This is a genomic window from Streptomyces sp. NBC_01410 (assembly GCF_045040195.1).
GTDB lineage: Bacteria > Actinomycetota > Actinomycetes > Streptomycetales > Streptomycetaceae > Streptomyces.
On sequence record NZ_CP109530.1, the window covers coordinates 6602349 to 6629118 of the forward strand.

Below are 26770 nucleotides of genomic sequence, written 5' to 3' on the forward strand. Positions count from 1 at the left end.
TCGCCGACGCTCCGCGTCGGCTCCTTCCTCCGCCTTGCGATCGCACGCACCAGACCCCGCTCACTGATCCGGCCTGATCGACCGGACAGAACCTAGTCGGCTGCGTGATGATCCTGTGGGCGGTTGGCGGAAGTTCGAGGTGGGCGCGTGGAGCCGGGGTCAGGAGCTGCTGCTGCAGCTGGAGCCGGAGGATGATCCGCAGCTCGACCCGGACGAACTGCCGCAGCTGGAGCCACCGGACGATCCGCCGCAGCTCGACCCGCTGCTGCAGGCCGAACCGGAGCCGCCCGATGACCCGCTGCCTGCCCCGCAGCTGGAGCTGCCGCAGCCCGATCCCGGGCTCGACCCGGCACACCACACGGCCACATAGTCCGTCGACGACGGCGAGTAGCTGCCGGTGCGGGCCGCCGGGTTACGGGCCGCGGCGATCAGCTGCGCCTGGAGCGCGGGGTCCGGCACCCCGCGCAGACCGTGCAGCGCGACGAGATGGGCCGCCGAGAACCCCTGTGCGTGCTGGGTCGCGTACGAGCGCAGGGCATGCTGCCCGGCAGTGGTGATCCGGCGCCGCGCGAGGCCCGCAACGACGAACCCGGTCACGCTGCCGGCGATCAGAGCCGGGAGGACCATGACGATGAACGGCACGCCCGGGTCGTCGTCGCTGACGAAGCTGATGATGGTGAGAACGAAGGCGACCGGCAGGGCGAGCAGGCTCAGAACGCCCTGCGTGACACCCCACACCGTCAGTCCGCGGTTCTGCCCCGGCGGTGCGATCAGACCGCCGGCGGCGAGGCCGTCACCGATCTCCTGCACGGCGGGGTGCCGCATCACCGCGATGCGCAGCGTGTGCAGCGCCCCGGTCGGGGCGGCGGCCAGCTGCTCGAACACCGCGCGCTCGACCGGGTCATGGGCGAGCGGGTGGCGTACGGAGACGATGCCCGGGCCGCCGATCGCCAGCCGGCCGTCCGCATGCAGCGCGGCGATCGCCGAGTCGACGACCCTGGCCGGGCCGCCGCCGAGGAAGGCGGCCTCGTAGACATGCGGCACGGGTCCGGCCGCGGGGTGGCCGCGCCGGGCGGAGGACGAGCGGACGATCAGCGCGGCGGAGGACGCGCCGACGACGAGCCAGACGAGAACGGCGAGCAGAACCATCGAGTTCACCTCCGGGTGAGGGCCGCACGGGCGGCGCGTACGAGCCGGGTGGCACGCCGCGGCGGATGCGGGGCGGCGCGCTCCTCCCACCAGCGGGTCAGCAGACCGCGAGCGGTCTCGTCCTCGGGGCGCCCCGCGATGAGCAGCTGCTCGGCGAAGTCGAGGGCATCACGGCGGTATCCGGCCCGCATGGGACGGGTCTTGGCGTACGCGAGGAACGCATCACGGTACCCGCGGCCGAGGATCTCGGGCAGCTCGGGAGCGACCTTGGCGACGACATCGGCACGCTTGGCGGCGAGAGCGCGGCTCTGGACGCGCAGGCGCCGGGAGTCGAAGCCTTCGGGGGTGGGGGTGCCGGCGACGAGGGCGGACAGGAGGGCGGCCTGACCGAGTGCGAGCCGCTCGCGCGCACCGGGGTCCGCGCCTCCCCGCTCCTGGGGGCGGGCCCCGCCGGGCTCGTTCGCGCCCGCACCCCGCCCTGCCGGCGCCGTCCCCGCACCCACCGTCGTGCGGATCGCTGTCAGTTCCGCCGCCAGTTCCTCGGCGGGGGGAAAGTCGTCGTCCCGTTCCAGCAGCACTCCCGGCGGTGTCACCCGGTCCCGCAGCGCCGACAGGATGTCCAGGACCGGTTGGGTGACCGGGTGGGCGTGGGTGTCGTGCCAGATGCCGTCGCGTTCGATGCCGCCCGCCACGTGGACGTACGCGATCGCCTCCACCGGAAGCTCGTCCAGCGCTTTCACCGGGTGCTCGCCGCGGTTGACGTGGTTCGTGTGGAGGTTGGCCACGTCTATCAGCAGGCCCACGCCTGTCCGGTCCACCAGCTCCGCCAGGAACTGGCCCTCCGTGAGCTCCTCGTCAGGCCAGGAGATCAGGGCCGCGATGTTCTCCAGTGCCAGCGGCACCGGGAGCGAGTCCTGCGCGATGCGGACGTTCTCGCAGAGCACCTTCAGCGCGTCCCAGGTGCGCGGCACCGGCAGCAGGTGGCCCGCCTCCAGCTGCGGGGACGCGGTGAGCACGCCTCCGGCCCGTACGAACGCGATGTGTTCGGTGACCAGCGGCGCCCCCAGCGCCGTCGCGCGCTCCGCCAGGTCCGCGAGCCGCTGCTCCGACGGACGGTCCGCGCCGCCCAGGCCGAGGGAGACGCCGTGCGGGATGATCCGTGTGCCGCGCGAGCGCAGCCGGGTCAGGGCGGCGGGCAGATGGCCCGGGCAGATGTTCTCGGCGACGACCTCGACCCAGTCGACGCCTGGCAGTTCCTCCACCGCGTCCGCGATCTCCGGGCGCCAGCCGATACCGATACCGAGTTCCATGGGTCCCCTCCCCTGCGCCGTGTGACGGTGCGTGCAGGGCCTATGGCCCCGCCGGACGGCGGTGAATCCAGAGGAGGGGACGTTCAGAGGTTGATTTGAGGTTCCGCCTGTGGCCGCCCGATGTCGCCCTTGGTCGCCCGGCGGCGGAACCCCGCGCTACGGACGGTTCGTGTTGATCGCCGTCGGCGCCCCCGGCCCTGTCGACGGCCGCGAGGTGAACGACTGGTCCCCGGACGGCGACGCGGGCGCCGGCTGCGGCGGCAGGTTGCCGTTCGGCGGCGGAGGACCGGACGGGCTGGCCGTCGCCCCGCCCGCCGCTTCGTTCGCCAGGGCGTCGAAGTCGACGAAACCGGTCGCTTCCAGCATGGTGATGTGGTCGAGCACCGTCTGGTTCGTGTCAGTCGCCAGCTGGCGTATCAGGGTGTTCCGGGTCGTGTGCCGGACCTGGGCGACCAGTGCGAAGACCTTGCCGTGCGCATTGCGCAGCAGATTCGCGAACTTGCGCTCGTATTCCTGGCCGCTGGCCGCGGACAGCTCGCGCAGCCACCCCTGCTGCTGATCGTTCGGCTGGTTCGGCAGCTCGACGGCGAGCTTCGCCGCAACGTCGCGTGCCCTCTTGTCGAGGTCGGTGTGGCCGACGACGAGATGGTCGCCCGCGTCCTTGATCGCCTTGGACGGAGCGCGTTCGATCGCCTGCTGCCCCGCGGGCAGCTCCCACAGCCCGGCCAGTCGGACCCTCACCAGGAAATCGCGGTCCGTGGCCGACAGCGGCCCCCACTGGGTCGCCACACTCGCGGCGTTGAGGTTGTCCTGACCGGTGCCGGAACGGTCCGCGTATGACCACACGGGGAACGCGAGAGCCCCTACCGTGGCGACCAGAGCCGCGATGATGAGTGCTGTCCCGTTGATGCGCCGCAACAATGTGCCTCCAGAGCCGATGCGTTACACGGCAACCAACCGCCCGTTGAACCGCGGTTCAAAATAAGGGGCGGTACTGAGAGGTACGTAAGGGGGGTCCCCGGTGTTCAGCCGCGCAGCGACGGATGATCGGCGACCACCGTGCAGGACCCCGGAACGATCTCCGTGAAGCCCGCGTCGCGGACCACCGGCAGGCCGCTGACCGTGAGGTCTTGCCAGTGCGCCGGCTCGGCGGTGCGCACCGCCAGCGGGAAACCGGCCTCCCGCCACGCCTTGCGGTCCGCCTCCGACAGCTCCCACCAGGCGAGTTGGGCGCCGTGCCCGGCCTGTGCCATCGCCTTGCCCGCCGACATGTCCAGCTCGGGGCTGAGCCACAGCACCGGGCCCGCGACGTCGGGTGCGGCGGGCGGCTCGGGATCGTCCAGGTCGGTGCCCGAGACCTGGAGTTTGGCCAGCTCCTTGGGCCAGCCGTCCAGCGGGACGGGCGGGAAGACCCGCACTTCGGCCCTTCCCTGCGTCACCGCGATGCCGGGCAGCGCCGCCGCCTTGCGCCACTCCGCGCCGCGCGCCCTGCGCACCACCTTGCGGATACGGGCGTCCTGCCAGTCCCGCATCGCCTGCGCCCACTCTCCGTCGCCCAGCGAACGCTCGTCGGCGAGGATGTCGAGCACGGCGCGGGCAGCGGCCTCCAGCGCGTCGGTACGGGCCGGGGGTTCGGCCTTCTCGATCCGCACGACGAGCGGCAGTACGAACTGGGGGGCCGCGTCACGGGCGGTGCTCTCGTGCCGGAAGGGACTGTCGGTTGTTGCGGGTTCTTCGCTGCTCACACCGGCCAGTCTGCCAGCCGCCCGCGCCACGCCTTGAAGGACTGTTGGCGGAACGGAGTCGTCCGGGCGACGATGCTCCCCATGAAAAGTGATCTCTTCGCCTCCGAGAACATGGCACAGCAGGCCACCGTGCCCGGTATGAGCCAGCAGAACGCCAAGTCGATCAAGTACGCCGTCAACGGCGAGATGCACGCGCGGCAGGGATCGATGATCGCCTTCCGCGGCAACCTCCAGTTCGAGCGCAAGGGCCAGGGCATAGGCGGCATGCTCAAGCGCGCGGTCACGGGCGAGGGCCTGGCCCTGATGGCGGTCCGCGGCCAGGGCGAGGCATGGTTCGCGCACGAGGCGCAGAACTGTTTCATCGTCGACATCGACCAGGGCGACGCGCTCACCATCAACGGCCGCAACGTCCTGTGTTTCGACGCCACACTCTCGTACGAGATCAAGACCGTGAAGGGCGCCGGCATGTCCGGCGGCGGCCTGTTCAACAGTGTCTTCACCGGCTACGGGAAGCTCGCCGTCATCTGCGACGGCAACCCCATCGTGATCCCGGTGACCGGCCAGCAGCCCGTGTACGTCGACACCGACGCGGTGGTCGGCTGGAGCGCTCAGCTCAACACGTCGCTGCACCGCTCGCAGTCGGTCGGCTCGATGATCCGCGGCGGTTCGGGCGAGGCCGTGCAGCTGATGCTCCAGGGCGAGGGTTTCGTGATCGTCCGTCCCAGCGAGCTCACCCCGCAGGCGTCGGCAAGCTGAGGCTGGGGCGTGTTTGAGAAGTCCCTCCCCCAGAGCTTCGCCTGGGAGGTACCCCCACCCCGCGACGCCTGGCACGTGCACTCGCGGTGTTGTCGGAGTCGCCCAAGTACGTCCAGTACGAGGGCGATCTCCCCCAGACTTCGTCCGGGGGTGCCCCCACCGCCTTGCGATTGCACGCACCAGACGCCGTGGGGCCCGCCCTTCGGGCGGACGGCGCTACTTCTCAAACACGCCCTAGGCGTGGCGGCCGAGGCGCCCGGCCGCCGCGTTAACCTCGTACGCATGGACGAGCCGTACTGCGAGACGCCTGCCCCCGCCCCCGTGGCGGCAAGCGGGCCGCCGTTCGCCGAGTGCGTGCTGTGCCGGAAGCCCACGGAGTACCCGGAGTCGGTCAAGGGCGTGACGGTGTGCCCGGTCTGCGAGTGGCACGAAGCCCAGCGGACGGCGTGCTCGGGCTGACCTGACCACGGGCGATCACCGCATCAGATCCGAGACCTTCACCAGGCGGTAGCCCCGCCTGCGCAGTTCGGGCACGATCCTCCTGACCGCCTGCTCCGTGACCGGCGCCGCGCTGCGCGTGCAGTGCATGACCACCAGCGACCCCGGCCGGACCCCCGCCAGCACCTGCTCGGCGACCGCGTCGGCATCCGTCGCGAAGGCGTCGCCGCTGACGACGTCCCACTGGACCGCGGTTACTTTCGTGGGGGCGATGGCGCGCAGGGCCTCGTCGTTGTAGCAGCCGCCGGGGAAGCGGAAGTACGGCACCACATTGCGCACCCCGGCCTTCCGGAACGCGGCGAAGGCCCGGTCCACATCGGCTCGCATTGCGGTCTTCGCCACCACCGGCAGGCCGTAGCAGGGGGACGCGAAGGCGTAGTGGCTGTAGGAGTGGTTGGCGATCTCGAAGAGCGGATCGTTGCCGATCGCCTTCGCCTGGTCCGGGTACTGATCGGCCCAGCGGCCCGTCATGAAGATGGTCGAGGAGACGTTCAGTTTCCGCAGCGAGGCGATGAGGGCGGGGTTGTCGAAGTGTTCGCCACGCGCGGCCCGGGGCCCCTGGCCGGCGGTCATGTCGGCGTCGAAGGTCAGCGCGACCGTCTTCTCGACCCTCGTGGCCGGCTCGGCCGCGCGCTCGAAGACGGGCGTCAGTCCGCCGGGCCCGGGTGCCACGGTCGACGCCCTCCGCACCGTGTCCGTGAGCGGCTCACCGTGCTTGGGCGCGGCGGGGGCGGGCTTCGCCGGACCGCCGCCGTTGCCGCCGGAGCAGCCGACGAGCACGGTGCCCATCACGACAGCGGTCGTCATTCTTCGTACAAAAGTGATCACTGACGGAAAATATCCGAACAGTATGACTATCGGAGTGCGCGGCGTACGTGCGTCAGGGTCAGGTTCCGTCAGGGCGCGGGCCCAGGCCCCGACTCAGGGCTGCGGCTCAGGCTCCCGTCCAGCCCAGCGGGTGCAGTCCGCCGGGGCGCACCGGGAGCTCCGGCTCCCCGCCCGCCTCCGTGAACGCGGTCAGCGCGGCGATCAGCGCGGCGCGCTGCCCGGGTGCCAGCCGCTCCACGATCGACGCGATCTCCTTGTGGCGCCTGGCCATGACGTCCTCGACGATCCGTACGCCCTGCGGCGTCAGCCGCAGTACGGTCTCGCGCCGGTCGTCCTGATTGGTCCGCCGGTCCACCAGGCCGACGGCGATCAGCCGGTCCACCATGCGCATCGCCGTCGACGGGCTGACCGCGAGCCGCTCCGCGAGCACGACGAGCTTGGCGGCACCGTGCGTGGACAGCACGACCAGCAGCCGGAACTGGGGGAGCGTCACCCGGTCCTCGACGGAGGTCAGGGAGCGCGCGGACACCGCGACCAGCAGCCGGGACGCGGTCAGTACGGCGCGGGTCACCGCCTCCACGTCGTCCATGGCGCCGACGGCGCGCCTCTGCTCTGCCATGCCCCTTTCTATCCTGCGCGGATGCCGGCCCCCGCACCCCGTTCACCCGACCGAGTCCTTTGCACTGTGCAAGAATGCCGGACCCGGAGGGACACCGTGCTCAGGAGGAATGACATGTCTATGGCCCCTGCGGTGGGCGTGCTCGCCCGGATAGCCGAGCTGCTGCACGAGGAACCCGCCGACCGCGGCGGCGCCTTGTGGCGGCTCTCCGCCGAAGGGCGGCAGCTGGACGCGAATGTCATCCGCATGCTGCCCGGCACCCGGGTCACCGGGCATGTCGACCCGGATCTCGATGTGTTGCTCTGCGTGCTGGGCGGCAGCGGCCTGCTGGAGGCCGACGGCAGCCGTCAGCCACTGGAGAGCGGGTGCGTGGCGTGGCTTCCGCGCGGCACCCGACGCGCGCTCTTCGCCGACGAGGACGGACTGGTCTACGTCACGGCGCACCGCCGTCGTCCGGGCCTCGCCATCCGCAGCGCCGCGCAGGCGGAAGGGGGCGAGGCGGCATGTCTGCTCGACCGGGTCTGCCCTGGCTGCGACCGCCCTGCCACGGAGATCGGTGCACGCTACTGCAGCCGTTGCGGCAGCCAACTGCCCGCGTAGAGCTTTGCCTTACGGTCCGTCAGAAGACCTTTTTCGCGCTGTGGGTGAGTACAACTCCCGTCACGTCCGTATCTAGGGGCGGACGCGTCCCCCCGGTTTCCGTCGGCAACCGGACTCCGTACCCCCATCAGGAGGCGACGAGTTGAGTCACAGGCGAATACCCAAACGGAAGGCCGTTCTCGCGGGAGCCGGGGCGGTGGGCATCGCCGCAGCGGCCATCCTGCTGCCCCAAGCGAACGCTTCCCAGTCCGGATCCGACACACAGTCGGGGGCCGGTTCGGCCCCCAGGACGATGAGCGCCGCATCGGCGGCCGAACTCGTCTCGCAGCTGGGCAAGAAGCTCGGTGAGGCCGCCTACGGCGGGGCCTACTACGACGCCGAGAAGCAGCAGCTCGTCGTCAATGTCGTCGGCGATGACAACAACGTCGCCCTCGAGGTCAACAAGGCCGGCGCCGTGGCGCGAAGTGTCGAGAACAGCACGGGCGAACTGAAGTCAGCCGCGAGCACGCTGGCCGCGAAGGCCACCATCCCGGGAACCGCGTGGGCCGTCGACCCGAAGACCAACCAGATCCTCGTCACTGCGGACCGTACGGTCTCCGGCGAGCGCTGGGACAGACTCGAGACGGCAGTGAAGTCCCTCGGTGACGGTGTGGCCCGGATCCAGAAGTCCACGGGTGAGTTCAAACCGTTCCTGGAGGGCGGCGACGCCATCTTCGGTGGCGGCTCCCGCTGTTCGCTCGGCTTCAATGTGACCACCCAGGACGGCAGCCCGGGCTTCCTTACCGCAGGCCACTGCGGTGTCGCGGCAGAGCAGTGGTCGGAGGCCGCGAATGGTCAGCCCATCGGCACGGTCCAGGAGGCGACCTTCCCGGGCGACGGCGACTTCGCGCTGGTGAAGTACGACGACCCGGCGACCCAGGCCGCGAGCGCGGTCGACCTGGGCAATGGGCAGACGCTGCCGATCACGCAGGCGGCCGAGGCCGCGGTCGGCCAGCAGGTGTTCCGTATGGGCAGCACCACCGGCCTCAAGGACGGCGCGGTCACCGGGCTCAACGCCACGGTCAACTACCCGGAGGGCACCGTCAGCGGGCTCATCCAGACCGATGTGTGCGCGGAGCCGGGTGACAGCGGCGGTGCGATGTTCACCAAGGACGGGAGCGCGATCGGCCTCACCTCGGGCGGCAGCGGAGACTGCACCCAGGGCGGCGAGACCTTCTTCCAGCCGGTGACGACGGCGCTGGCCGCGGTGGGCGCGCAGATCGGCGACGGCGGCGGCGGTGGCGGTCAGGACGACGGCCAGGACGACGGCCAGGGTGACGGCCAGGGTGGCGGCGCCGAGGAGAACGGCGGCGGCGCGGCCGACGACGGCGCGGGCCAGAACGGCTGATCCTCTACGGATAGACACAGGGGCCCTGGGCATCCAAGGATGCCCAGGGCCTTTGTGCCTGCTGCCTCAGTCGTCGGCGCTCGCGCAGGCGGAAGGGTCCGGGCCGCCGCCGTCCAGACTCGCGGTCAGGGCTTCGAGATCGGTGCGCAGCTGCCGGATCCGCTCCAGGGACAGGCCCGTGGCCGCGGCGATCCTGCGCGGTACGCCCAGCGCCTGCTCGCGGAGCCCCGCGCCCGCGGCGGTGGGGCGTGCGGTCACGGAGCGCTCGTCCTCGGGGCTGCGCCGCCGCTCCACGTAACCCGCCGCCTCCAGTCGCTTGAGCAGCGGCGACAGGGTGCCCGAGTCGAGACGCAGATACTCGCCGATCCGCTTCACCGGCAGCTCGCCGTGCTCCCAGAGGACCAGCATCACCAGGTACTGCGGATAGGTGAGGTTCAGATCCTTGAGCGCGTCCCGGTAGACACCGTTGAAGGCGCGCGACGCGGCGTGCAGCGAGAAGCAGATCTGGTGTTCCAGGCGCAGGAAGTCCTCGTCCGGCACGGTCGTCAGCGTCTTCTTCTCCATGGAGACAGCATACCTGCGCATCACTGAGTTGTGCACAACTGAATTGTGTGCTGTAGTTACGCCATCGGTTCCCCACGGACGAAGAGGGATGCAACTCATGGACGCGCTCTACACCGCTGTCGCCACCGCCAATGGCCGTGATGGCCGCGCTGTCAGCTCCGACGGCCACATCGACCTGCCGCTGGCCTTCCCCCAGGCCCTGGGCGGCAACGGACAGGGCACCAACCCCGAGCAGCTCTTCGCCGCCGGGTACGCCGCCTGCTTCGCCAGCGCCATGGGGGCCATAGGCCGCCAGGAGAAGATCGACGTCAAGGACGCCTCGGTGACCGCCGAGGTCAGCATCGGCAAGGACACCGACGGCGGCTTCGGCCTCTCCGTGATCATGCGCGTCGAGCTGCCCGACCACCTCCAGGGCGAGGCGGGCCGTGACCTGCTGGAAAAGACCCACGCCTACTGCCCGTACTCCAAGGCGACCCGCGGCAATCTGCCGGTCGAGCTCGTCATCGAGTAGTCACCCGGAGCCCCTCAGTGCACTGAGCCCCGTCGCCACGATTCGGCGACGGGGCTCAGGAGTGTCCGGCGGACAGGACCTTAAGGCATCTCCACCAGCCGTTTGCGGCACTCGTCGACGTCGAAGTCGGCCGGCGGGTACTGGGGATCCAGCGCCTCGAGATGTTCGAGAAGCAGCTTGCTGACCGCCCAGTTCCGGTACCACTTGCGGTCGGACGGTACGAGATACCAGGGCGCCGCCTCCGTCGAGCAACGCTCCAGAGCGATCGCGTACGCCTTCTGGTATTCGGGCCACACGGCGCGCTCCTCGATGTCGCCCGGGTCGAACTTCCAGTGCTTGTCGGGGTTGTCGAGGCGCGCCAGCAGACGGCGGCGCTGCTGCTCGTAACTGATGTGCAAGAACACCTTCACCATCGTGACCCCCTCCTTGACCAGGCCCTCCTCGAAGCGGTTGATCTCGGCATAGCGGGGGCCGAGCTGCTTGCGCGGCACCAGTTCACGGACCCGGGCGATCAGTACGTCCTCGTAGTGCGAGCGGTCGAAGATCCCGATCTCGCCCGGCTGCGGCAGGGCGTTGATGATCCGCCAGAGGAACGGATGGTACTTGTCCTCCGGGGTCGGCGCCTTGAAGGCCTTGATCCGGCAGCCGGACGGGTTGAAGAGGCCGGCGACGTGCCTGACCGTGCCTCCCTTGCCGCTGGTGTCCATGCCCTGGAGCACGAGCAGGATGCGACGGCGGTCGCCCGCCGTGCTCGACGCGTACAGCCGGTCCTGGAGACTGGCGAGACGTTCAGCCATCCGGGCGGTCGCGGCCAGGCCGGCGGCTTTGTCCTGGGGGCCGACCGGGGTGGCGTCGGGCTCGTACGCGGACAGGTCGACGTGCTCGCCGCCGGGGACGCGCAGCAGCTCACGGAGCGGTGCCGGAGGCTCCTCCTGCTTCGTGCCGTCCTTCCCCGTGTGGTCCTGCGGCTCCATGGCCGGCTCCTGCTCGTCCTTCGTGGCCACAGTGCACCCCTTCCGGCTCCGGTGTTCCCTCGATCCTCCGACGGAACACCGGCTGCCGCGAGCGTGGTGTGGTGGACGAGCAGGTCCGGCGTGGAGGCGGTCGCCGCGGCGCCGGTGAACCCGCTGCCCGTGTGTGCCCGCCGGGGCGTCGATCGTGGTGGTGCAACTCCCTGTCGGACGACAGGAGATGTGACCCGCACGCGTGTATCACTCAGATGCGTGACACACCTGACCGTGCGGGTCACGGTGCCTCGTGGTGTGGCTGGGCCGAGCGGGGATCAGGCGTCAGGCGAGTTCGGCGGTCAGGGTGATCGTCGTGCCGGCGAGCGCCTGGCTCACGGGGCAGTTCTTCTTGGCGTCCTCGGCCAGCTCGAGAAAGCGGTCCTTGTCCAGGCCCGGGACCTCACCGCGGACGGTGATGTGGCTGCCGGTAATGCCCTCGCCGGGCACGAAGGTGACGTCGGCCTTGGTCTCCAGGCGGGTCGGCGCGTGGCCGGCCTTGGCCAGGATGTTGGAGAACGCCATCGAGTAGCAGCTGGAGTGGGCGGCCGCGATCAGTTCCTCCGGGCTGGTCTTGCCGCCGGGCTGCTCGGTGCGGGCCGGCCACGAGACGGCGAAGGTGCCGTTGCCGGAGGAGTCGAGGGTGACCTCGCCCGAGCCTTTGAGGAGGTCGCCCTCCCAGATGGTGTGGGCGGTACGCGTAGCGGCCATGATGGTTCCCTTCGGTCGGGGTGACGGCCCCAAACCTACTGCGCCACAAGCCCCTTCGCGTCCCTGGCCAGGGCGGTCAGGCGGGAGATCGCCCGGAAGTACTTCTTGCGGTAGCCCCCGTTCAGCATTTCTTCGCTGAACAGCCGGTCGAAGGGCATCCCGGAGGCGAGGACCGGTACCTCGCGGTCGTACAGCCGGTCGGCGAGTACCACCAGACGCAGCGCCGTCGACTGGTCGGCAATGGGCTGCACATCGGTGAGACAGACGGCGCGCAGACCGTCGGTGAGCGCCCCGTACCGGCTGGGGTGCACCTTCGCGAGATGTTCCAGCAGCTGCGGGAAGCCGTCGAGGGACGCGCCTTCGGTGGCGTAGGCGGCCTTGTTGACCTGTTCCTCGGAGTACGGGGGAGGAGCCTCGGGCAGACCGCGGTGGCGGTAGTCCTCGCCGTCGATCCGCAAGGGGCGGAAGTGCGCCGACAGACCCTGGATCTCTCGCAGGAAGTCGGCGGCGGCGAACCGGCCCTCGCCGAGCTTGCCGGGCAGCGTGTTGGAGGTGGCGGCCAGGGCAACGCCCGCGTCGACCAGCTTTCCGAGAAGCGTCGACACGAGGACGGTGTCGCCCGGGTCGTCGAGCTCGAACTCGTCGATGCAGAGGAGCCGGTGCCCGCTCAGGGTGCGCACGGTCTGCTGGAAGCCGAGGGCGCCGACCAGATTCGTCAGCTCCACGAAGGTGCCGAAGGCCTTGAGGGAGGCTTCCGCGGGGGTGGCGTGCCACAGGGACGCCAGCAGATGCGTCTTGCCGACGCCGTAACCGCCGTCGAGGTACACACCGCGCGGGGCGGCGGGAGCCTCGGGCTTCCTGGCGAACCACCTGCGCCGGCCGGAGCCGCTCGCGTGCGCGCCGCCCAGGCCCGCGGCGAAGGAGCTGAGGACCGTGACGGCCTCGCGCTGGCTGGGCTGGTTCGGGTCCGGGACGTACGTGTCGAAGCGCACCGAGTCGAAGCGCGGCGGCGGCACCATCTCGGCGACCAGCCGGTCGGCGGGGACATGCGGCTCGCGGGCACAGAGGGACAGGGGGGCCGCTTCGGTTATGGCACTGGTCGACACAGTTCCTAACTGTAAGGGCCGTGGAAGACTGCACGGTATGCGACGCCTGCTCCCTGTGACCGACCCGACAGCCACCGAGGACCACGAGTGGTCCCTGGACGAGCTGGCCGACGCCTATGCGTACCCGGACGGCGCGGACGGCCCCTGGCTGCGGGCGAACATGGTCAGCTCGCTGGACGGGGCGGCCCAGCACGAAGGCCGCTCGCAGGCGATCTCCTCCGACACGGACATGCGGATCTTCGGCACGCTGCGGGGGGTTGCCGACGCGGTGGTGGTCGGCGCCGAAACGGTACGGCTCGAGGGCTACCGGCCGGCTCGCGCCCGGGAGGCCTTCGCGGCCCGGCGGGCGGCCGCCGGTCAGGGTCCAGCACCCGCGATCGCCGTGGTCAGCGCCTCGCTCGGCCTGGACTTCTCGCTCCCGCTGTTCGCCGAGCCGCTCGTGCCGACGCTGGTGCTGACGGGGTCCGCGGCGCCCCCGGACCGTATGCGTGAGGCGGAGAAGGCGGGCGCGGAGGTGGTGATCGCCGGGGACGGGTCCGGCGTGGAGCCGGCCAGGGCGGTACGGGCACTGGCGGAGCGCGGCCTGACACGGCTGCTGACCGAGGGCGGCCCGCGGCTGCTCGGTCAGTTCGTGGCGGCCGGAGTGCTGGACGAGCTGTGTCTGACCCTGTCGCCGACGCTGACGGCGGGGGACGCGCAGCGCATCGCGGGCGGACCGGCGCTGGCCGTTCCGGAGCGGTTCGCCCTGGCGTCGGTGCTGGAGGAGGCGGGGTTCCTTTTCACCCGCTACCGTCGCATCTGACAAGGGGCGGAACTTGCCATTCCGGTTAGCTTCCGCCGGGCACAGTTACTCTCGCAGACCCCGTGCGGGCACGGGGAAGGATGGTTTCCGCAGAAGGGCTCCTGACGTGTTCACAAGCGTATTGATGATCGAGAAGCCCCTGACGTCGGAAGACGTGGAATTCGTCACGAGCCTGCACGGGGACGAGCGCGTGTCCTTCATCGTGCTGATGCAGCCCCGCGGTGATCAGGCCGATGTCCTGCTGCGGGCCATCGACGATGTCGCACTCGGCGAACTGAAGGAAGCCGTCCGCGAGGGCGACGAGCCCGAGGGCAAGGACGCCGAGGCACCTGCCCGGCTGGCCCTGGAGCACTCGCTGGCGGCCCTGCGGGCAGCGGGCAGTGAGGCCGTGGGCGAGGTCGTCGAGAAGCATCCGCTGGACAAGCTGACGTCCGTGGTCGACCAGTCCGGCGCGGACGAGGTGATCGTGCTGACCGAACCCCACTACGTGGAGGAGTTCTTCCACCGCGACTGGGCCTCCAGGGCCCGCCACAAGGTCGGAGTACCGGTGCTCAAGCTCTTCGCGCACAGCGAATAGGCTGGACCCTCGCACGTACTCGTACATCTTGGGGAGACACGCACATGGCACCCGCCATCCCTAGCGCCATGGAACGCCCGCACTTCATCGGCATCGGTGGCGCCGGGATGTCGGGCATCGCCAAGATCCTCGCCCAGCGCGGTGCGAAGGTCGCGGGCAGCGACGCGAAGGAAACGGCGACCGCCCAGTCCCTGCGCGAGCTCGGCGCCACCGTCCACATCGGGCACGCCGCCGAGCACCTCGCGTCCGACGCCAGTTGTGTCGTCGTCTCCAGCGCCATCCGCGCGGACAACCCGGAGCTGGCGCGCGCCGCCGAGCTGTCCGTCCCGGTCGTGCACCGCTCCGACGCGCTCGCCTCGCTGATGACCGGCCTGCGCTCGATCGCCGTCGCGGGCACGCACGGCAAGACGACCACCACCTCCATGCTGGCCGTGGCCCTGACCGAGCTGGGCCTCGACCCCTCGTACGCGATCGGCGGCGACCTCGCGGGACCGGGGACGAACGCCCGCCACGGCGAGGGCGACATCTTCGTCGCCGAGGCCGACGAGAGTGACCGCAGCTTCCAGAAGTACGACCCCGAGGTCGCGATCGTCCTCAACGTGGAACTCGACCACCACGCCAACTACGCCTCGATGGACGAGATCTACGACTCCTTCGAGACCTTCGTCGGCAAGGTCGTCCCGGGCGGCACCCTGGTGATCTCCGCGGACCAGCCCGGCGCCGTCGAGCTCACCTCCCGCGTCCGCGACCTGTCGACGCTCAAGGTCGTCACCTACGGCGAGTCCCCCTCCGCCGACGTGCGCGTCCACAAGGTCACCCCGCGCGGTCTCACCAGCGAGGTCACGGTCCTGCTGGACGGCCGCTTCCTGACCTTCACAGTCTCGGTCCCCGGCCGCCACTACGCGCACAACGCCGTGGCCGCGCTCGCCGCCGGAGTCGCGCTCGGCATCCCGGCGCACAACCTGGCGTCGGCGATCGGCAAGTACACCGGCGTCAAGCGCCGCCTCCAGCTCAAGGGCGAGGCCGCGGGCGTCCAGGTCATCGACTCCTACGCCCACCACCCGACCGAGATGACCGCCGACCTCGAAGCGATGCGTGGCGCCGCCGCGGCCGCACGGCTGCTGGTGGTCTTCCAGCCCCACCTCTTCTCCCGCACCCAGGAACTGGGCACCGAGATGGGCCAGGCCCTCGCCCTGGCCGACGCGTCCGTGGTCCTGGACATCTACCCGGCCCGCGAGGACCCGATCCCGGGCATCACCAGCGCCCTGATCATCGACGCGGCCCGGGCGGCGGGCGCGGACGTCACCCCGGTCCACGACAAGGCGAGCGTCCCCGACGTCGTCGCGGGAATGGCGAAGCCCGGTGATCTGGTTCTCACGATGGGCGCGGGCGACGTCACGGACCTCGGTCCCGACATCCTGGCCCGCCTGACCGGTCGGTAGAACCTGAGGGAGCCGAGTTACATGTCGTACGACGTCGAAAAGCCGGACGAGCAGTGGCGCGCGGAGCTGTCCCCCGCCGAGTACAAGGTCCTGCGCCAGGCCGGCACCGAGCCCGCGTTCGTCGGTGAGTACACCGACACCAAGACGGAGGGCGTCTACTCCTGCCGGGCGTGCGGCGCCGAACTCTTCCGCTCCGACACGAAGTTCGAGTCGCACTGCGGCTGGCCGTCCTTCTACGACCCGAAGGACACGGACGCCGTCGAGCTGATCGAGGACCGCTCGCACGGGATGCGCCGCACGGAGGTCCGGTGCGCGCGGTGCGGCTCGCACCTTGGCCACGTTTTCGAGGGGGAGGGGTACGCGACCCCCACCGATCAGCGGTACTGCATCAACAGCATTTCGCTGCGGCTGACGCCGGACGAGGGCTGACGGCGCGGGGCCGTCGGCGTCCGCGCCCCGGCCCCGCCCGACGTGCGCCTGCAAATTTCCTGTGCTAACACTGGGTAACAGAGCGTGGTTGTCACAGACCGGAAGTTCTCAGATCCTTAAGCACAGACCGGACGTACCGTGCGCCATAAGCGTGTGTTGACACCGGCACTCGCCCTGCTGATTGTGATGCTGCCCGCGGCCACCGCGGCGGCGCAGGGTGAGGAGGAGGTACCGCATGGCCCGGGCTTCGGTGCCCGTGCCCTGCAGGCGCTCCTCGACGGGATTCAGTTCGGCGTCATCATCGCGATCTGCGCGGTGGGCCTCTCCCTGATCTTCGGGACCATCCACCTGATCAACTTCGCGCACGGCGAGCTCGTGACGATCGGCGCCACATTCGCGTTCTTCCTGAATGTCTCGCCGGCCGGTCCCGGCTGGCATCTGATTCCCGCCGCGATCGTCTCCGTGGCCTTCGGCGCCCTGCTGGGCCTGGGCATCGACCGCGGCCTCTGGCGGCCGTTGCGGGCCCGCGGCACGGGTCTGATCAACATGTTCATCGTCACGATCGGCCTGTCGCTGCTGCTGCGGCACATCGTGCTCGTGCTGTACGGAACCCGGCCAGGCTCCTTCGCCCAGTACGACATCCAGAAGGCGTACGACCTCGGCCCGGTGGGCATCACTCCACGGGATCTCACCGTCACCCTGCTCTCGGTGGCGACCCTGCTCGGTGTCGCCGCGCTGCTCCAGAAGACCCGGATCGGCACAGCCATCCGCGCCGTCTCCGAAAACCGCGACCTCGCCGAAGCCTCGGGCATCGATGTGAAGCGGGTTGTCTCGGTGGTCTGGATGCTCGGCGGTGCGCTCGCCGCCCTCGGCGGGGTGTTCTTCGGACTGGTCGAGATCGTCACCTGGGACATGGGCTTCAAGCTGCTGCTGCTCATGTTCGCCGGAGTCATCCTCGGCGGTCTCGGCTCCGCCTACGGCGCGATGGTGGGCAGCCTCGTGATCGGCATCGTCGCCCAGGTGTCCACGCTGTGGTTCCCGGTCGACCTGCAGTACGCGTGGGCGCTGCTCACGCTCATCATCGTTCTGCTCATCCGGCCGCAGGGCATCCTCGGCCACCGGGAACGGATCGGTTGAGGGGCGGTGTGCCATGGAGTTCGACACGATCCTCTCTGACGCCATCCGGTCGGGCATCGGCCCCATCGCCGCCATCTACGTGATTGCCGCGATGGGCCTGAACCTGCACTTCGGCTACACCGGGCTGCTGAACTTCGGCCAGGTCGGCTTCATGCTCGTCGGCGGATACGGGCTGGCGATCACCGTCGCGACCTGGGGCGGCTCGATGTGGCTCGGCATCCTGGTGGGACTTGCCTCAGCGGTCGTGCTGGCCCTGCTGCTCGGCCTGCCCACCCTGCGGCTGCGCGCCGACTATCTCGCGATCACCACAATTGCCGCGGGGGAGACGCTGCGGCTGTTCTACCGGTCCAGCTGGGCCGAGCCGACCACCGGCGGAGTGTTCGGACTGCAGCGGTTCGCCAATGACTTCTACGACCTCAACCCCATCCCACGGGGCACATACGGCTTCTGGACGGTCGAGTTCAGCGCCCGTGACCTGTGGGTGATGATCATCGCCTGGTCCCTGGTGGTGATCTTCGGGGTGCTGCTCGCCCTGCTCATCCACAGCCCGTGGGGCCGTGTCATCCGGTCCATCCGCGACGACGAGACCGCCGGACGCAGCCTCGGCAAGAACGTGTACGCGTACAAGATGACGAGCCTTGTGCTGGGCGGTGTGCTCGGCGGGGTCGCCGGAATGCTGCAGGCCATCCAGGTGCAGTCGGTGAGCGCGGACAGCTTCGATCCGGCCGTCACCTTCTTCCTCTACACCCTGCTCGTGCTGGGCGGCGCCGGGACGATGCTCGGCCCCGTCGTCGGCTCGATCCTCTTCTGGTTCGTGCTCTCCTTCATCGACAGCGCACTGCGGCAGGCGATCGACGCCGGCTACATCTCGTCCGACGTGATCAGTACGTCGGAGATCGGCGCCGTCCGCTTCGCCCTGGTCGGGCTCGCCCTGATTCTGCTCATGGCGTTCAGACCGCAGGGGATCCTCGGCAGCCGGAAGGAGATGCTGCTCAGTGGCCGGTGATACGCAACCCTCGTCCGCGCCCGAGCCGGGGCCCAGGTCCGGGGCGGGACTCGAGCCCGTGCCCGGCGTGCGCAAGCCCGACCCGCTGCTCGTTCTGGACGGTGTGACCCGCACCTTCGGCGGCCTCGTCGCCGTACAGGTCGATCACCTGGAGGTGCAGCGCGGGACCATCACGGCCCTCATCGGGCCCAACGGCGCCGGCAAGACGACGCTGTTCAACGTGGTGAGCGGGTTCGACCGGGCCGACGGCGGGGAGTGGTCGTTCGACGGGCAGCCGCTCAGCGGGCGCCCGCCGTACCGGATCGCCCAGCGCGGACTGGTCCGTACGTTCCAGCTCACCCGGACCCCCGCCCGGCTCACCGTGCTGGAGAACATGCTGCTCGCGGCGACCGGGCAGCGCGGCGAGCGGGTGTTGCCGGCGCTGCTGCGGCCGCTGTGGCGCGGGCAGGAGCGGGAGATCGTGGTCCGCGCCGACGAGCTGCTCAACCGCTTCCGGCTCACCAAACTGCGTGACGAGTACGCGGGCACCCTCTCCGGCGGCCAGCGCAAACTGCTCGAACTGGCCCGCGCGCTGATGGTCCAACCCGTCATGATCCTGCTGGACGAGCCGATGGCCGGGGTGAACCCCGCGCTGACCCAGTCCCTGCTCGGGCACATCACCGCGCTGCGCGACGAGGGGATGACCGTGTGCTTCGTCGAGCACGACATGGATGTGGTGATGGGCATCAGCGACTGGGTGGCCGTCATGGCGGGCGGCCGCCTCGTGGCCGAGGGACCGCCGTACACGATCGGCCGGAACCGCGCCGTCGTGGACGCCTACCTCGGCAAGCGGCACGACGAACCCGAAGCGACCGGCGAGGAGGAGTGAGCCCATGGCCGGATACGGAAACGGGCCCGTGGACGAGCCCGTGCTGGTGGCCGACGCGGTCGTCGCCGGATATGTGCCGGGCGTCGATGTGCTGCGCGGCTGCAGCGTCGAGGTGCGGACCGGCGAGCTGGTCGGAGTGATCGGCCCCAACGGCGCCGGAAAGTCGACACTGATCAAGGCGGTCTTCGGCCTGCTGCGCGTGCGCGGCGGAACCGTGCGCCTGCACGACGAGAACGTCACCAACCGCCCCGCGCACGAGCTGGTCCGCCAGGGCGTGGGGTACGTGCCGCAGCTGCAGAACGTCTTCCCGGCGCTGACCGTCGAGGAGAACCTGCGGATGGGCATCTATCTGCGGCCCAAGGCATTCGTACGGCGGACCGCGGCGGTGGAGGAAATCTTCCCCCTGCTGGGCACCCGCCGGAAACAGAAGGCCGGATCGATGTCCGGCGGCGAGCGGCAGATGCTCGCCATGGCCCGGGCACTGATGATGGAGCCGCAGGTGCTGCTGCTCGACGAGCCGTCGGCAGGACTGTCCCCGATCTTCCAGGACCAGGTGTTCGAGCGGGTGAAGGAGATCAACGGCGCGGGCGTCGCCGTGCTCATGGTCGAGCAGAACGCCCGCAGGTGCCTGCAGATCTGCGACCGCGGCTACGTCCTCGACCAGGGCCGCAACGCCCACACCGGCACCGGTATGGGTCTGCTGCACGACCCGAAGGTGATCGAGTTGTACCTCGGCACCCTCGCCCGCGTCCGCTGAACTCCGGTTTCCTCCCTCACTCCTGACCCTTGCTCACCTGTGTGCTCACGGTCTGCAGCTGGCCCTTCGCGTTGTACGTGTACACCTCGATCGTCGCCTGGCCGGGCTCACCGGCGTCGGTGAAGTCGAGCGGACCGCTCACGCCGTCGTAGTCGATGTCCTTGCCGTCGGCGATCAGCTTCTTGCAGGCGGCGAAGGTGTTGCACTTCTCGCCGTCCTTGGTGACCGCGTCCATCTCGTCGGCGATCTTGCCCGGGTCGTCCGACTTGGCCTGCTCCGCGGCGAGCGCGATGGTCGTCACGCAGTCAAATGTCTGCGGTGCGAACTGCAGCACCTTCAGACTCGGCGCGAACGCCTTCAGCGCCTTCACGTACGCCGGATTGGCCGCCGATGCCGGAGCCGTCCCCTTCATCCCGGCAAGCGCGGCGGGATTGGCCGGGGCGACGAGCTTGGGCAGCTCCTCACTCCGCAGCCCGTCGGTTCCGTACACACCGATCTGCTGGGGCCCGACTCCTGCCTCGATCATGCCCTGGAGGATCTGCGTGCCCTCCTCGAAGGCGATCACCACGGCGGCATCCGGCTTCGAGTTCTTGACCTTCTGGACGATCTGGTCGTAGTTGGTGGCCTTCGGGTCGTACGTCTCGGCGAGCGTCACGGTGGCGCCGCCGTCCTCCAGCGCCTTCTTGGTGGAGTCCAGCAGCCCCTTTCCGTAGTCGTCGGCACGCGCGATCAGGGCCACCCGCTTGTGGCCGTCGCCCTGGATGGTCTTCGCCAGGATCGGCCCCTGGAGGGCGTCACTCGGCGCGGTACGGAAGTAGAACCCGCCGTCGTCGTAGTCGGTGAACGTGGGTGCGGTATTGGACCCGGAGCACTGGACGACACCTTCACCGGTGACCCGGTCGATGATCGCCAGCGACATCCCGGAAGCCGCGGCACCGATGATCGCATCGACACCAGCGTTCAGCTCGCGGTCCGCCGACTGTGCCGCCACGGCCTCCTGACCCGCCTCGTCACCACCGACCACTTTCGGAATCGGCTTGCCGAGCACACCACCCGCGTCGTTGATGGTCTTGATCGCGAAGTTCGTCGACTGGATCATGGGTGGGCCCAGAAAGGCCAGCTGCCCAGTCTCCGGGAGAACGTAACCGAGCTTGAGCTCGCCGTCGTCGTCCGACGATTCAGCGTTGCCGCTCGTGCCGCAGGCCGCCAGAAGCAGCACGGCCGCGCTGGTGAAGATCGTGGACCGTCGTATCGACGTTCTCATGTCCGCCTCCTCTTGGTGGAGGCCGGCGGCAGGTCGACAGGTTGCCTTCCGCCTGCCTTCTGTAAAAAGAGTAGAACGATCAGGCGCAATTGGGGCAGTCGAGGCGGGAGGTGAGGTCGAGAACGATGAATCGTCAACGTTCGGGCCCGCTCGGCCTCACGTCGGCGTGACGGCCCAGCCTGGGCGCCGGCGCCGCCGGTCGCTCACCGGGGGCGGCTCAACTGCGGCTGAGTGCCTACGAGTTGCCGGCCGTACGCGCCGTCGCACGTGCGGTCTGTCGTGCGGCCGAAGGTTACCTGGGCTGCAGCAGGTCCCAGCGGTTGCCGTACAGGTCCTCGAAGACCGCGACCGATCCGTACGGCTCGTGCCGCGGCTCCTCCAGGAAGCGGACGCCCGCCGCGGTCATCCTGGCGTGGTCGGCCGCGAAGTCCGCGGTGTGCAGGAAGAAGCCGACGCGGCCGCCGGTCTGGGCGCCCACGCTCGCGCCCTGGGCCTCGTCGCCGGCGCGGGCAAGCAGCAGCGCGGTGCCGTGCCCCGAGCCGCGCGGGCGGACCACGACCCAGCGGCTGCCGTCCCCGCGGTCGGTGTCCTCGACCAGTTCGAAGCCGAGCGTGTCGGTGTAGAAGGCGATGGCCTCGTCGTAGTCACGGACGACGAGGGTGACCAGGGCGATGTGCGACATGAGCCAAAGGTTATACGTATGACGGTGACGGGTTCAACGCAATGGAAGAATGCCCGCCATGCACGCGCCGCCGCCCCCGCCCCCGCAGTACCCACCGCACGTCCTGTACCGCGCCCGCGCCCTCGCCGTCTCCGGCCGCCGCGTCGTCCTGGGCATCGCCGGAGCCCCGGGTGCCGGCAAGTCGACCCTCGCCGCCCACATCGTCGACGTCCTCGGCGGCCTCGCCGTCCTCGTCCCCATGGACGGCTTCCACTTCGCGCAGGCGGAGCTCGAACGCCTCGGCCGGGCCGGCCGCAAGGGTGCGCCCGACACCTTCGACGCCGCCGGGTACGCCGCCCTGCTCGCGCGGCTGCGCGCACCCGTCCCGGGCGTCACGGTCTACGCCCCCGCCTTCGACCGCGCCCTGGAGGAGCCGGTGGCCGGAAGCATCGCGGTCGCGCCCGACGTCCCCCTCGTCGTCACCGAGGGCAACTACCTGCTCCACGACGAGGGCCCCTGGGCGCAGGTCCGCCCCCTCATCGACGAGGTCTGGTACCTGGAGCTCGACGACGCCGTCCGCGTCAGCCGGCTGGTCGACCGGCATGTGCGGTTCGGCAAGCAGCGGGCGTTCGCCGAGCGATGGGTCCACGACTCCGACGAGCCCAACGCCCGGCTGGTCGCCCGCGGCCGCAACCGCGCCGACTTCGTGGTCACTCAGTCGCCGTAGCCGCCGCGACGGCGGCGTGCGGCGCCCTGGCCGCCTCCCGTCCCCGTACAGCTCCGCACCGAGCCCCGGCTCGTCCACCGGACCGAGTTGTTGCACACGAACGTGCTGCTGGGCACCGCCGAGGGGTTGGCCGAGCATATGCGGAGCAGGCTCTGGTCGTGCAGGTCGCGGTCTGTACGCTCGGGGTTCTGGCATGCCGACGGAAGGCGGGTTGACGTGGGGCTGTTCCGGCGAGGGCCGAAGCGCGACCGACGCGATGCACCCCGGGACCCCGAGTTCTCCTTCTTCTCGGCCGATGAGGGCACCCGCTTCCGCGCCCAGATGCGCGAAGCCTTCGCCGAACACGGCCTGGAGGTGACCGTCTACGCGGACGTGGTGTCCGACAGTTCGGGCCGCCAGTTCGGGCTCGCCAATCTCGCCGCCGTCTGCCACAACGATGATCGCGGGTCCCGTGCCTGGCCCGAACTGGTCCGCCAGCACGTGGGGATGGTCCTGCGCACCATGGACGCACCCTCCGCGCTCGACACCCTGCCGACCGAGCAGATCCGCGCGCAGCTCTACCCCCGAGTCGTCGGCCGCGACGGCTTCAACCCGGAGAACTTCGGCTACGCCCGCCCCCTCGCCCCCGGCCTGTACGAGATCATCGCGCTCGACCTCCCCGAGAGCGTCATGATGCTCACCGACGAGGCCCTGGAACCCCTCGGCGACCTCCAGTACCTGCGGGAGCAGGCGCTGTACAACCTCCGGGGACTGCCCGTCGAAGGCCACGAGACCGTCGAGGACGCCGACGGCATGCGCTTCGAGGTGGTCCTCGGCGACTCCTTCTACACCGCGAGCCGGGTCCTGGCGCTGGACAGCGTCGTACGGCAGGTCACCGGGGAGCAGCTGTCCGCCGACGGCGCGCTGGTCGCCATGCCCTTCCGGCACCAGCTGGCCTTCCACGCCATCCACGACACCGGCATGATCCCCGCGCTCAACGCCATGGCCTCCTTCGCGGCCTCCGGCTACGCCGACACCCCCGGCGCCATCAGCCCCTACGTCTACTGGTGGCGCGAGGGCACGCTCACCCAGCTCAGCGACCGTGACGAGGACGGCGAGGGACTGCGGATCGTGGTCGGCGAGGAATTCCAGGAGTTGCTGGAACGGCTGGTGGCCAAGGGCGAGGAATGAACTCGCGGGCCCCATGTCCGGCGGGCAGGATGGCCCCATGCCGACCACACCCGCGCCCTTCACCGCCGACGACTACCGAGCCAGGATGGCCCGCGCCGCCGAGTCCGCCGCCGACGCCGGGCTCGCGGGTCTCCTCGTCGCCCCCGGCCCCGACCTGGTCCACCTCACCGGCTACCGGCCCGCGGAAACCGAACGGCTCACCCTCCTCGTCCTCGCGGCCGGCCAGGACCCCGTCCTCGTCGTCCCGACCCTGGAGGCCCCGGACGCCGCGGAGGCCCCGGGCGCGCCCGCGCTCACCCTGCGGGACTGGACCGACGGCAAGGACCCCTACGCCGTCACCGCGCCGCTCCTCGACGCGGCCGGGCGGTTCGGCGTCAGCGACAACGCCTGGGCGATGCATCTGCTCGGCCTGCAGAACACGCTGCCGGAGACCTCGTACGTATCGCTGACCGAGGCGCTGCCCATGCTGCGGGCGGTGAAGGACGCGCACGAGCTGGAACGGCTGGCGGCCGCGGGCGCGGCGGCGGACGCGACGTACGAGGAGATCCTGAAGGTCCGCTTCTCGGGGCGCAGCGAGCTGGACGTCGCGGCCGATCTCGCCGCGCTGCTCAAGCATTTCGGCCACTCCCAGGTGGACTTCACGGTTGTCGGCTCCGGCCCGAACGGCGCGAATCCCCACCACGAGGCGGGGACACGGACCATCGAGCAGGGCGACATGGTCGTCCTCGACTTCGGCGGCCTCAAGCACGGCTACGGCTCGGACACCTCCCGTACGGTCCACGTCGGCGAGCCGTCCCCCGCCGAGCAGCACATCCACGACGTGGTGCAGGAGGCCCAGCGGGCCGGGGTCGACGCGGTGAAGCCGGGAGTGGCCTGCCAGGAGATCGACCGGGCGGCCCGCGAAATCATCGACGAGGCGGGCTACGGGGACCTGTTCATCCACCGCACGGGCCACGGGATCGGCGTCACGACGCACGAGCCGCCGTACATGATCGAGGGGGAGGAGCGAGAGCTGGTCCCGGGGATGTGCTTCTCGGTGGAGCCGGGGATTTATCTGCCGGGGCGGTTCGGGGTGCGGATCGAGGACATCGTGACGGTTACCGGGGAGGGTGGGCGGCGGCTCAATGTGACGTCGCGCGAGATGGCGATCGTGGAGTAGGGGGGCGCCTGCGGCGGGCCTGTTCCCCACCCCGCCCCTTCCCGAACCGGGCTCCGCCCGGACCCGTATGCGACCTTCGGCCGCATGTCCTCAAACGCCGGCGGGGCTGGATGTGCGGCCCAGCCGCACATCCAGCCCCGCCGGCGTTTGAGGCGCGGGGGTCCGGGGGCAGCGCCCCCGGAACACTCAGCCCTCCGCCAGGACCACGCACGACTCCGGCGGGAGACGCAACACCCCGTCCGCCCCCGGCGGTTCGACCGGGTCCCAGGACGCCAGCACCCGCGCCCCCGCCCCCAGCGGAATCCCCGTCGCCTCCTTCGCGAGGTTGATCGCCACCAGCGTGTCGCCCCGGCGGTAGGCCAGCCAGCGTGCCGATTCGTCGTACGCCACCTTCACCGCCTCCAGGTCGGGATCGGTCAGGTCGGGCTGGGTGTGGCGCAGGGCGATCAGTTCGCGGTGCCAGGCCAGCAGACGGGCGTGCGGCTCGCGGGAGCGTTCGGTGCGGTCCAGGCAGGAGCGGGCCCGGGTCGCGGGGTCCTGCGGGTCGGGGATCTGGTCCGCCGCCCAGCCGTGTGCCGCGAACTCCCGCCGCCGGCCGCTGCGTACCGCCTCAGCCAGCTCCGGGTCGGTGTGGTCGGTGAAGAACTGCCAGGGCGTACGGGCGCCCCACTCCTCGCCCATGAACAGCATGGGGACGAAGGGCCCGGTGAGCACCAGCGCGGCCGCGCAGGCCAGCAGCCCGGGGGAGAGGGTGGCGGAGAGGCGGTCGCCCTGTGCCCGGTTGCCGATCTGGTCGTGGGTCTGGGCGTAGCCGAGGAAGCGGTGCGCGGGGGTGATGGTCACATCGAGCGGGCGGCCGTGCGTACGCCCGCGGAAGCTCGAATACGTTCCGTCGTGGAAGAAGGCGTGCGTGAGGGTCTTGGCGACGGCCGCGAGCGGTGCTGCCGCGAAGTCGGCGTAATAGCCCTGGGATTCGCCGGTCAGCGTGGTGTGCAGGGCGTGGTGGTGGTCGTCGTTCCACTGCGCGTGCAGGCCGAGACCGCCCGCCTCGCGCGGCGTCGTCGTCCGCGGGTCGCCGAGGTCCGACTCGGCGATGAGGAACAGGGGCCGTCCGAGGTCGCCGGAGAGTGCGTCGACGGCCGCGGACAGCTCCTCCAGGAACGTGAGCGCGCGGGTGTCGGCGAGGGCGTGCACCGCGTCGAGGCGCAGCCCGTCGAGTCGGTGGTCGCGCAGCCAAGCCAGCGCGCTGCCCAGCAGATACGCGCGCACCTCGTCGGAGCCCGGGGCGTCGAGGTTGACGGCGGCGCCCCAGGGCGTGTGGTGGGTGTCGGTGAAGTACGGGCCGAAGGCGGGCAGATGGTTTCCGGACGGGCCGAGGTGGTTGTGGACCACGTCCAGGACCACCCCGAGGCCCTGACCGTGCGCCGTGTCGACAAGGCGTTTGAGCGCCTCGGGCCCGCCGTACGGCTCGTGGACCGCCCACGGCGACACGCCCTCGTACCCCCAGCCGTGCACCCCCGGGAAGGGGCACAGCGGCATCAGCTCGACATGGGTGATCCCCAACTCGGCCAGTTCCCCGAGGTGTTCGGCAGCCGCGTCCAGCGTGCCCTCGCGGGTGTACGTGCCGATGTGGAGTTCGTACAGCACCGCACCGCCGAGCCCCCGCCCCGCCCACGCATGCCGCCACTCGTACGCGTCCTGGTCGACGATCGCGCTGGTCCCGTCGGGTCCGTCCGGCTGGCGGCGCGAGCGCGGATCGGGCAGCACCTGCCCGCCGTCCAGCGCGAAGCCGTACCGCGCGCCGTCGCCCGCGTCCGCCTCCGTCATCCACCAGCCCGGTCGCCCCTCGGCGCGCTCCATGGGGCGCTCGGCGCCCTCCAGCCACAGCGAGACCCGGTCCTCGGCCTGCGGTGCCCACACCTCGAACAGCACTGGCGTCCCCTCAATCGTCGATGCGCGTCGTCGATGCCGGTTCCATCCTGG

29 protein-coding genes are annotated in these 26770 nt (G+C 70.5%); 16 read left to right on the plus strand and 13 right to left on the minus strand.

What is annotated here, in order from left to right:
• Positions 1 to 159 precede the first annotated feature (159 nt).
• The 4 genes from OG741_RS30280 to OG741_RS30295 all read right to left on the minus strand — a co-directional run bounded on the left by OG741_RS30280 (position 160) and on the right by OG741_RS30295 (position 4204).
• Positions 160 to 1149 (minus strand): TIGR04222 domain-containing membrane protein, encoded by a 990-nt coding sequence (locus OG741_RS30280; RefSeq protein WP_405603125.1) that lies wholly within the window; start codon positions 1147 to 1149, stop codon positions 160 to 162.
• 5 nt (positions 1150 to 1154) lie between these two features.
• Positions 1155 to 2459: a DUF692 domain-containing protein gene (locus tag OG741_RS30285; RefSeq protein ID WP_405603126.1), complete on the minus strand. Its 1305-nt coding sequence runs from the start codon at positions 2457 to 2459 to the stop codon at positions 1155 to 1157.
• 156 nt (positions 2460 to 2615) lie between these two features.
• Positions 2616 to 3377: a DUF4142 domain-containing protein gene (locus tag OG741_RS30290; RefSeq protein ID WP_405603127.1), complete on the minus strand. Its 762-nt coding sequence runs from the start codon at positions 3375 to 3377 to the stop codon at positions 2616 to 2618.
• A 107-nt stretch (positions 3378 to 3484) separates the two neighbouring features.
• Positions 3485 to 4204 (minus strand): peptidyl-tRNA hydrolase, encoded by a 720-nt coding sequence (locus tag OG741_RS30295; RefSeq protein WP_405603128.1) that lies wholly within the window; start codon positions 4202 to 4204, stop codon positions 3485 to 3487.
• An 81-nt stretch (positions 4205 to 4285) separates the two neighbouring features.
• Between OG741_RS30295 and OG741_RS30300 the strand changes: the two genes are divergently transcribed.
• Together OG741_RS30300 and OG741_RS30305 are read left to right on the plus strand one after the other, a co-directional pair.
• Positions 4286 to 4960 carry an AIM24 family protein gene (locus OG741_RS30300; protein ID WP_405603129.1) on the plus strand — a complete coding sequence of 225 codons (675 nt, stop codon included), beginning with the start codon at positions 4286 to 4288 and terminating at the stop codon, positions 4958 to 4960.
• A 282-nt stretch (positions 4961 to 5242) separates the two neighbouring features.
• Entirely contained in the window at positions 5243 to 5419 is a 177-nt protein-coding gene (locus OG741_RS30305) for a hypothetical protein (RefSeq protein WP_405603131.1), read from the plus strand.
• 15 nt (positions 5420 to 5434) lie between these two features.
• Here the strand turns inward: OG741_RS30305 and OG741_RS30310 are convergent, their stop codons facing one another.
• Together OG741_RS30310 and OG741_RS30315 are read right to left on the minus strand one after the other, a co-directional pair.
• A complete protein-coding gene (locus OG741_RS30310) occupies positions 5435 to 6265 on the minus strand; it encodes a polysaccharide deacetylase family protein (protein WP_405603132.1) in 831 nt (276 codons plus the stop codon).
• Positions 6266 to 6392: 127 nt separating this feature from the next.
• Positions 6393 to 6905, minus strand: a complete 513-nt coding sequence (locus tag OG741_RS30315) for a MarR family winged helix-turn-helix transcriptional regulator (protein WP_405603133.1) — start codon at positions 6903 to 6905, stop codon at positions 6393 to 6395.
• 114 nt (positions 6906 to 7019) lie between these two features.
• Between OG741_RS30315 and OG741_RS30320 the strand changes: the two genes are divergently transcribed.
• Positions 7020 to 7505 carry a cupin domain-containing protein gene (locus OG741_RS30320; RefSeq protein WP_405603134.1) on the plus strand — a complete coding sequence of 162 codons (486 nt, stop codon included), beginning with the start codon at positions 7020 to 7022 and terminating at the stop codon, positions 7503 to 7505.
• A gap of 142 nt (positions 7506 to 7647) precedes the next feature.
• The gene (locus OG741_RS30325; RefSeq protein ID WP_405603135.1) at positions 7648 to 8892 is read left to right on the plus strand and encodes a S1 family peptidase; all 1245 of its coding nucleotides are present in this window, start codon (positions 7648 to 7650) and stop codon (positions 8890 to 8892) included.
• A gap of 66 nt (positions 8893 to 8958) precedes the next feature.
• On the opposite strand, the gene OG741_RS30330 is transcribed toward OG741_RS30325, so the two are convergent.
• Positions 8959 to 9456 carry a MarR family winged helix-turn-helix transcriptional regulator gene (locus OG741_RS30330; protein WP_405603136.1) on the minus strand — a complete coding sequence of 166 codons (498 nt, stop codon included), beginning with the start codon at positions 9454 to 9456 and terminating at the stop codon, positions 8959 to 8961.
• A 97-nt stretch (positions 9457 to 9553) separates the two neighbouring features.
• On the opposite strand from OG741_RS30330, the gene OG741_RS30335 reads away from it, so the two are divergent.
• Positions 9554 to 9967: an organic hydroperoxide resistance protein gene (locus OG741_RS30335; protein WP_266482246.1), complete on the plus strand. Its 414-nt coding sequence runs from the start codon at positions 9554 to 9556 to the stop codon at positions 9965 to 9967.
• 80 nt (positions 9968 to 10047) lie between these two features.
• Here the strand turns inward: OG741_RS30335 and OG741_RS30340 are convergent, their stop codons facing one another.
• From OG741_RS30340 to zapE, 3 genes are all read right to left on the minus strand, one after another.
• Complete coding sequence (locus OG741_RS30340) at positions 10048 to 10941, minus strand: PPK2 family polyphosphate kinase (RefSeq protein WP_405605847.1); 894 nt, start codon at positions 10939 to 10941, stop codon at positions 10048 to 10050.
• Positions 10942 to 11256: 315 nt separating this feature from the next.
• Entirely contained in the window at positions 11257 to 11682 is a 426-nt protein-coding gene (locus OG741_RS30345; RefSeq protein ID WP_266482248.1) for an OsmC family protein, read from the minus strand.
• A 35-nt stretch (positions 11683 to 11717) separates the two neighbouring features.
• Positions 11718 to 12788 (minus strand): cell division protein ZapE, encoded by a 1071-nt coding sequence (gene zapE, locus OG741_RS30350; RefSeq protein WP_405603138.1) that lies wholly within the window; start codon positions 12786 to 12788, stop codon positions 11718 to 11720.
• 37 nt (positions 12789 to 12825) lie between these two features.
• On the opposite strand from zapE, the gene OG741_RS30355 reads away from it, so the two are divergent.
• From OG741_RS30355 to OG741_RS30390, 8 genes are all read left to right on the plus strand, one after another.
• Complete coding sequence (locus OG741_RS30355; RefSeq protein WP_405603139.1) at positions 12826 to 13590, plus strand: pyrimidine reductase family protein; 765 nt, start codon at positions 12826 to 12828, stop codon at positions 13588 to 13590.
• 106 nt (positions 13591 to 13696) lie between these two features.
• Positions 13697 to 14167 carry an indole-3-glycerol phosphate synthase gene (locus OG741_RS30360; protein ID WP_405603141.1) on the plus strand — a complete coding sequence of 157 codons (471 nt, stop codon included), beginning with the start codon at positions 13697 to 13699 and terminating at the stop codon, positions 14165 to 14167.
• A 44-nt stretch (positions 14168 to 14211) separates the two neighbouring features.
• Positions 14212 to 15609, plus strand: coding sequence for a UDP-N-acetylmuramate--L-alanine ligase (murC, locus tag OG741_RS30365; RefSeq protein ID WP_405603143.1), 1398 nt, complete (start codon positions 14212 to 14214; stop codon positions 15607 to 15609).
• A gap of 21 nt (positions 15610 to 15630) precedes the next feature.
• Positions 15631 to 16038 (plus strand): peptide-methionine (R)-S-oxide reductase MsrB, encoded by a 408-nt coding sequence (gene msrB / locus OG741_RS30370; RefSeq protein ID WP_405603144.1) that lies wholly within the window; start codon positions 15631 to 15633, stop codon positions 16036 to 16038.
• A 153-nt stretch (positions 16039 to 16191) separates the two neighbouring features.
• Positions 16192 to 17175, plus strand: a complete 984-nt coding sequence (locus OG741_RS30375) for a branched-chain amino acid ABC transporter permease (RefSeq protein WP_405603145.1) — start codon at positions 16192 to 16194, stop codon at positions 17173 to 17175.
• A 13-nt stretch (positions 17176 to 17188) separates the two neighbouring features.
• Positions 17189 to 18181 carry a branched-chain amino acid ABC transporter permease gene (locus OG741_RS30380; RefSeq protein WP_405603146.1) on the plus strand — a complete coding sequence of 331 codons (993 nt, stop codon included), beginning with the start codon at positions 17189 to 17191 and terminating at the stop codon, positions 18179 to 18181.
• Positions 18171 to 19049, plus strand: coding sequence for an ABC transporter ATP-binding protein (locus tag OG741_RS30385; protein WP_405603147.1), 879 nt, complete (start codon positions 18171 to 18173; stop codon positions 19047 to 19049). Before OG741_RS30380 ends, OG741_RS30385 begins: the two co-directional genes overlap by 11 nt.
• Before the next feature lie 4 nt (positions 19050 to 19053).
• The gene (locus OG741_RS30390; protein ID WP_405603148.1) at positions 19054 to 19806 is read left to right on the plus strand and encodes an ABC transporter ATP-binding protein; all 753 of its coding nucleotides are present in this window, start codon (positions 19054 to 19056) and stop codon (positions 19804 to 19806) included.
• A 16-nt stretch (positions 19807 to 19822) separates the two neighbouring features.
• Here OG741_RS30390 and OG741_RS30395 read toward each other — a convergent pair whose 3' ends face one another.
• A complete protein-coding gene (locus tag OG741_RS30395; protein WP_405603149.1) occupies positions 19823 to 21070 on the minus strand; it encodes an ABC transporter substrate-binding protein in 1248 nt (415 codons plus the stop codon).
• A gap of 292 nt (positions 21071 to 21362) precedes the next feature.
• Entirely contained in the window at positions 21363 to 21752 is a 390-nt protein-coding gene (locus OG741_RS30400) for a VOC family protein (RefSeq protein ID WP_405603150.1), read from the minus strand.
• A gap of 58 nt (positions 21753 to 21810) precedes the next feature.
• Here OG741_RS30400 and OG741_RS30405 point away from each other — a divergent pair, with 58 nt between their 5' ends.
• The 3 genes from OG741_RS30405 to OG741_RS30415 all read left to right on the plus strand — a co-directional run bounded on the left by OG741_RS30405 (position 21811) and on the right by OG741_RS30415 (position 24787).
• On the plus strand, positions 21811 to 22458 hold the full coding sequence (locus tag OG741_RS30405) for a nucleoside/nucleotide kinase family protein (protein WP_405603151.1): 648 nt from the start codon (positions 21811 to 21813) through the stop codon (positions 22456 to 22458).
• Positions 22459 to 22674: 216 nt separating this feature from the next.
• Positions 22675 to 23628 (plus strand): hypothetical protein, encoded by a 954-nt coding sequence (locus tag OG741_RS30410; RefSeq protein WP_405603153.1) that lies wholly within the window; start codon positions 22675 to 22677, stop codon positions 23626 to 23628.
• 37 nt (positions 23629 to 23665) lie between these two features.
• Positions 23666 to 24787: an aminopeptidase P family protein gene (locus tag OG741_RS30415; protein ID WP_405603154.1), complete on the plus strand. Its 1122-nt coding sequence runs from the start codon at positions 23666 to 23668 to the stop codon at positions 24785 to 24787.
• A gap of 186 nt (positions 24788 to 24973) precedes the next feature.
• Here OG741_RS30415 and treZ read toward each other — a convergent pair whose 3' ends face one another.
• Entirely contained in the window at positions 24974 to 26719 is a 1746-nt protein-coding gene (gene treZ, locus OG741_RS30420; protein WP_405603156.1) for a malto-oligosyltrehalose trehalohydrolase, read from the minus strand.
• Positions 26720 to 26770 lie beyond the last annotated feature (51 nt).

Coding starts and splice junctions, on each gene's coding strand:
- OG741_RS30380 (WP_405603146.1), top strand. CDS start 17,189: ATGGAGTTCGACACGATCCTCTCTGACGCCATCCGGTCGGGCATCGGC.
- OG741_RS30415 (WP_405603154.1), top strand. CDS start 23,666: ATGCCGACCACACCCGCGCCCTTCACCGCCGACGACTACCGAGCCAGG.
- OG741_RS30395 (WP_405603149.1), bottom strand. CDS start 21,070: ATGAGAACGTCGATACGACGGTCCACGATCTTCACCAGCGCGGCCGTG.
- OG741_RS30335 (WP_266482246.1), top strand. CDS start 9,554: ATGGACGCGCTCTACACCGCTGTCGCCACCGCCAATGGCCGTGATGGC.
- OG741_RS30280 (WP_405603125.1), bottom strand. CDS start 1,149: ATGGTTCTGCTCGCCGTTCTCGTCTGGCTCGTCGTCGGCGCGTCCTCC.
- OG741_RS30400 (WP_405603150.1), bottom strand. CDS start 21,752: ATGTCGCACATCGCCCTGGTCACCCTCGTCGTCCGTGACTACGACGAG.
- OG741_RS30330 (WP_405603136.1), bottom strand. CDS start 9,456: ATGGAGAAGAAGACGCTGACGACCGTGCCGGACGAGGACTTCCTGCGC.
- OG741_RS30320 (WP_405603134.1), top strand. CDS start 7,020: ATGTCTATGGCCCCTGCGGTGGGCGTGCTCGCCCGGATAGCCGAGCTG.
- OG741_RS30310 (WP_405603132.1), bottom strand. CDS start 6,265: ATGACGACCGCTGTCGTGATGGGCACCGTGCTCGTCGGCTGCTCCGGC.
- OG741_RS30305 (WP_405603131.1), top strand. CDS start 5,243: ATGGACGAGCCGTACTGCGAGACGCCTGCCCCCGCCCCCGTGGCGGCA.
- OG741_RS30405 (WP_405603151.1), top strand. CDS start 21,811: ATGCACGCGCCGCCGCCCCCGCCCCCGCAGTACCCACCGCACGTCCTG.
- OG741_RS30345 (WP_266482248.1), bottom strand. CDS start 11,682: ATGGCCGCTACGCGTACCGCCCACACCATCTGGGAGGGCGACCTCCTC.
- murC (WP_405603143.1), top strand. CDS start 14,212: ATGGCACCCGCCATCCCTAGCGCCATGGAACGCCCGCACTTCATCGGC.
- OG741_RS30340 (WP_405605847.1), bottom strand. CDS start 10,941: ATGGAGCCGCAGGACCACACGGGGAAGGACGGCACGAAGCAGGAGGAG.
- OG741_RS30315 (WP_405603133.1), bottom strand. CDS start 6,905: ATGGCAGAGCAGAGGCGCGCCGTCGGCGCCATGGACGACGTGGAGGCG.
- OG741_RS30390 (WP_405603148.1), top strand. CDS start 19,054: ATGGCCGGATACGGAAACGGGCCCGTGGACGAGCCCGTGCTGGTGGCC.
- OG741_RS30285 (WP_405603126.1), bottom strand. CDS start 2,459: ATGGAACTCGGTATCGGTATCGGCTGGCGCCCGGAGATCGCGGACGCG.
- OG741_RS30355 (WP_405603139.1), top strand. CDS start 12,826: ATGCGACGCCTGCTCCCTGTGACCGACCCGACAGCCACCGAGGACCAC.
- OG741_RS30300 (WP_405603129.1), top strand. CDS start 4,286: ATGAAAAGTGATCTCTTCGCCTCCGAGAACATGGCACAGCAGGCCACC.
- msrB (WP_405603144.1), top strand. CDS start 15,631: ATGTCGTACGACGTCGAAAAGCCGGACGAGCAGTGGCGCGCGGAGCTG.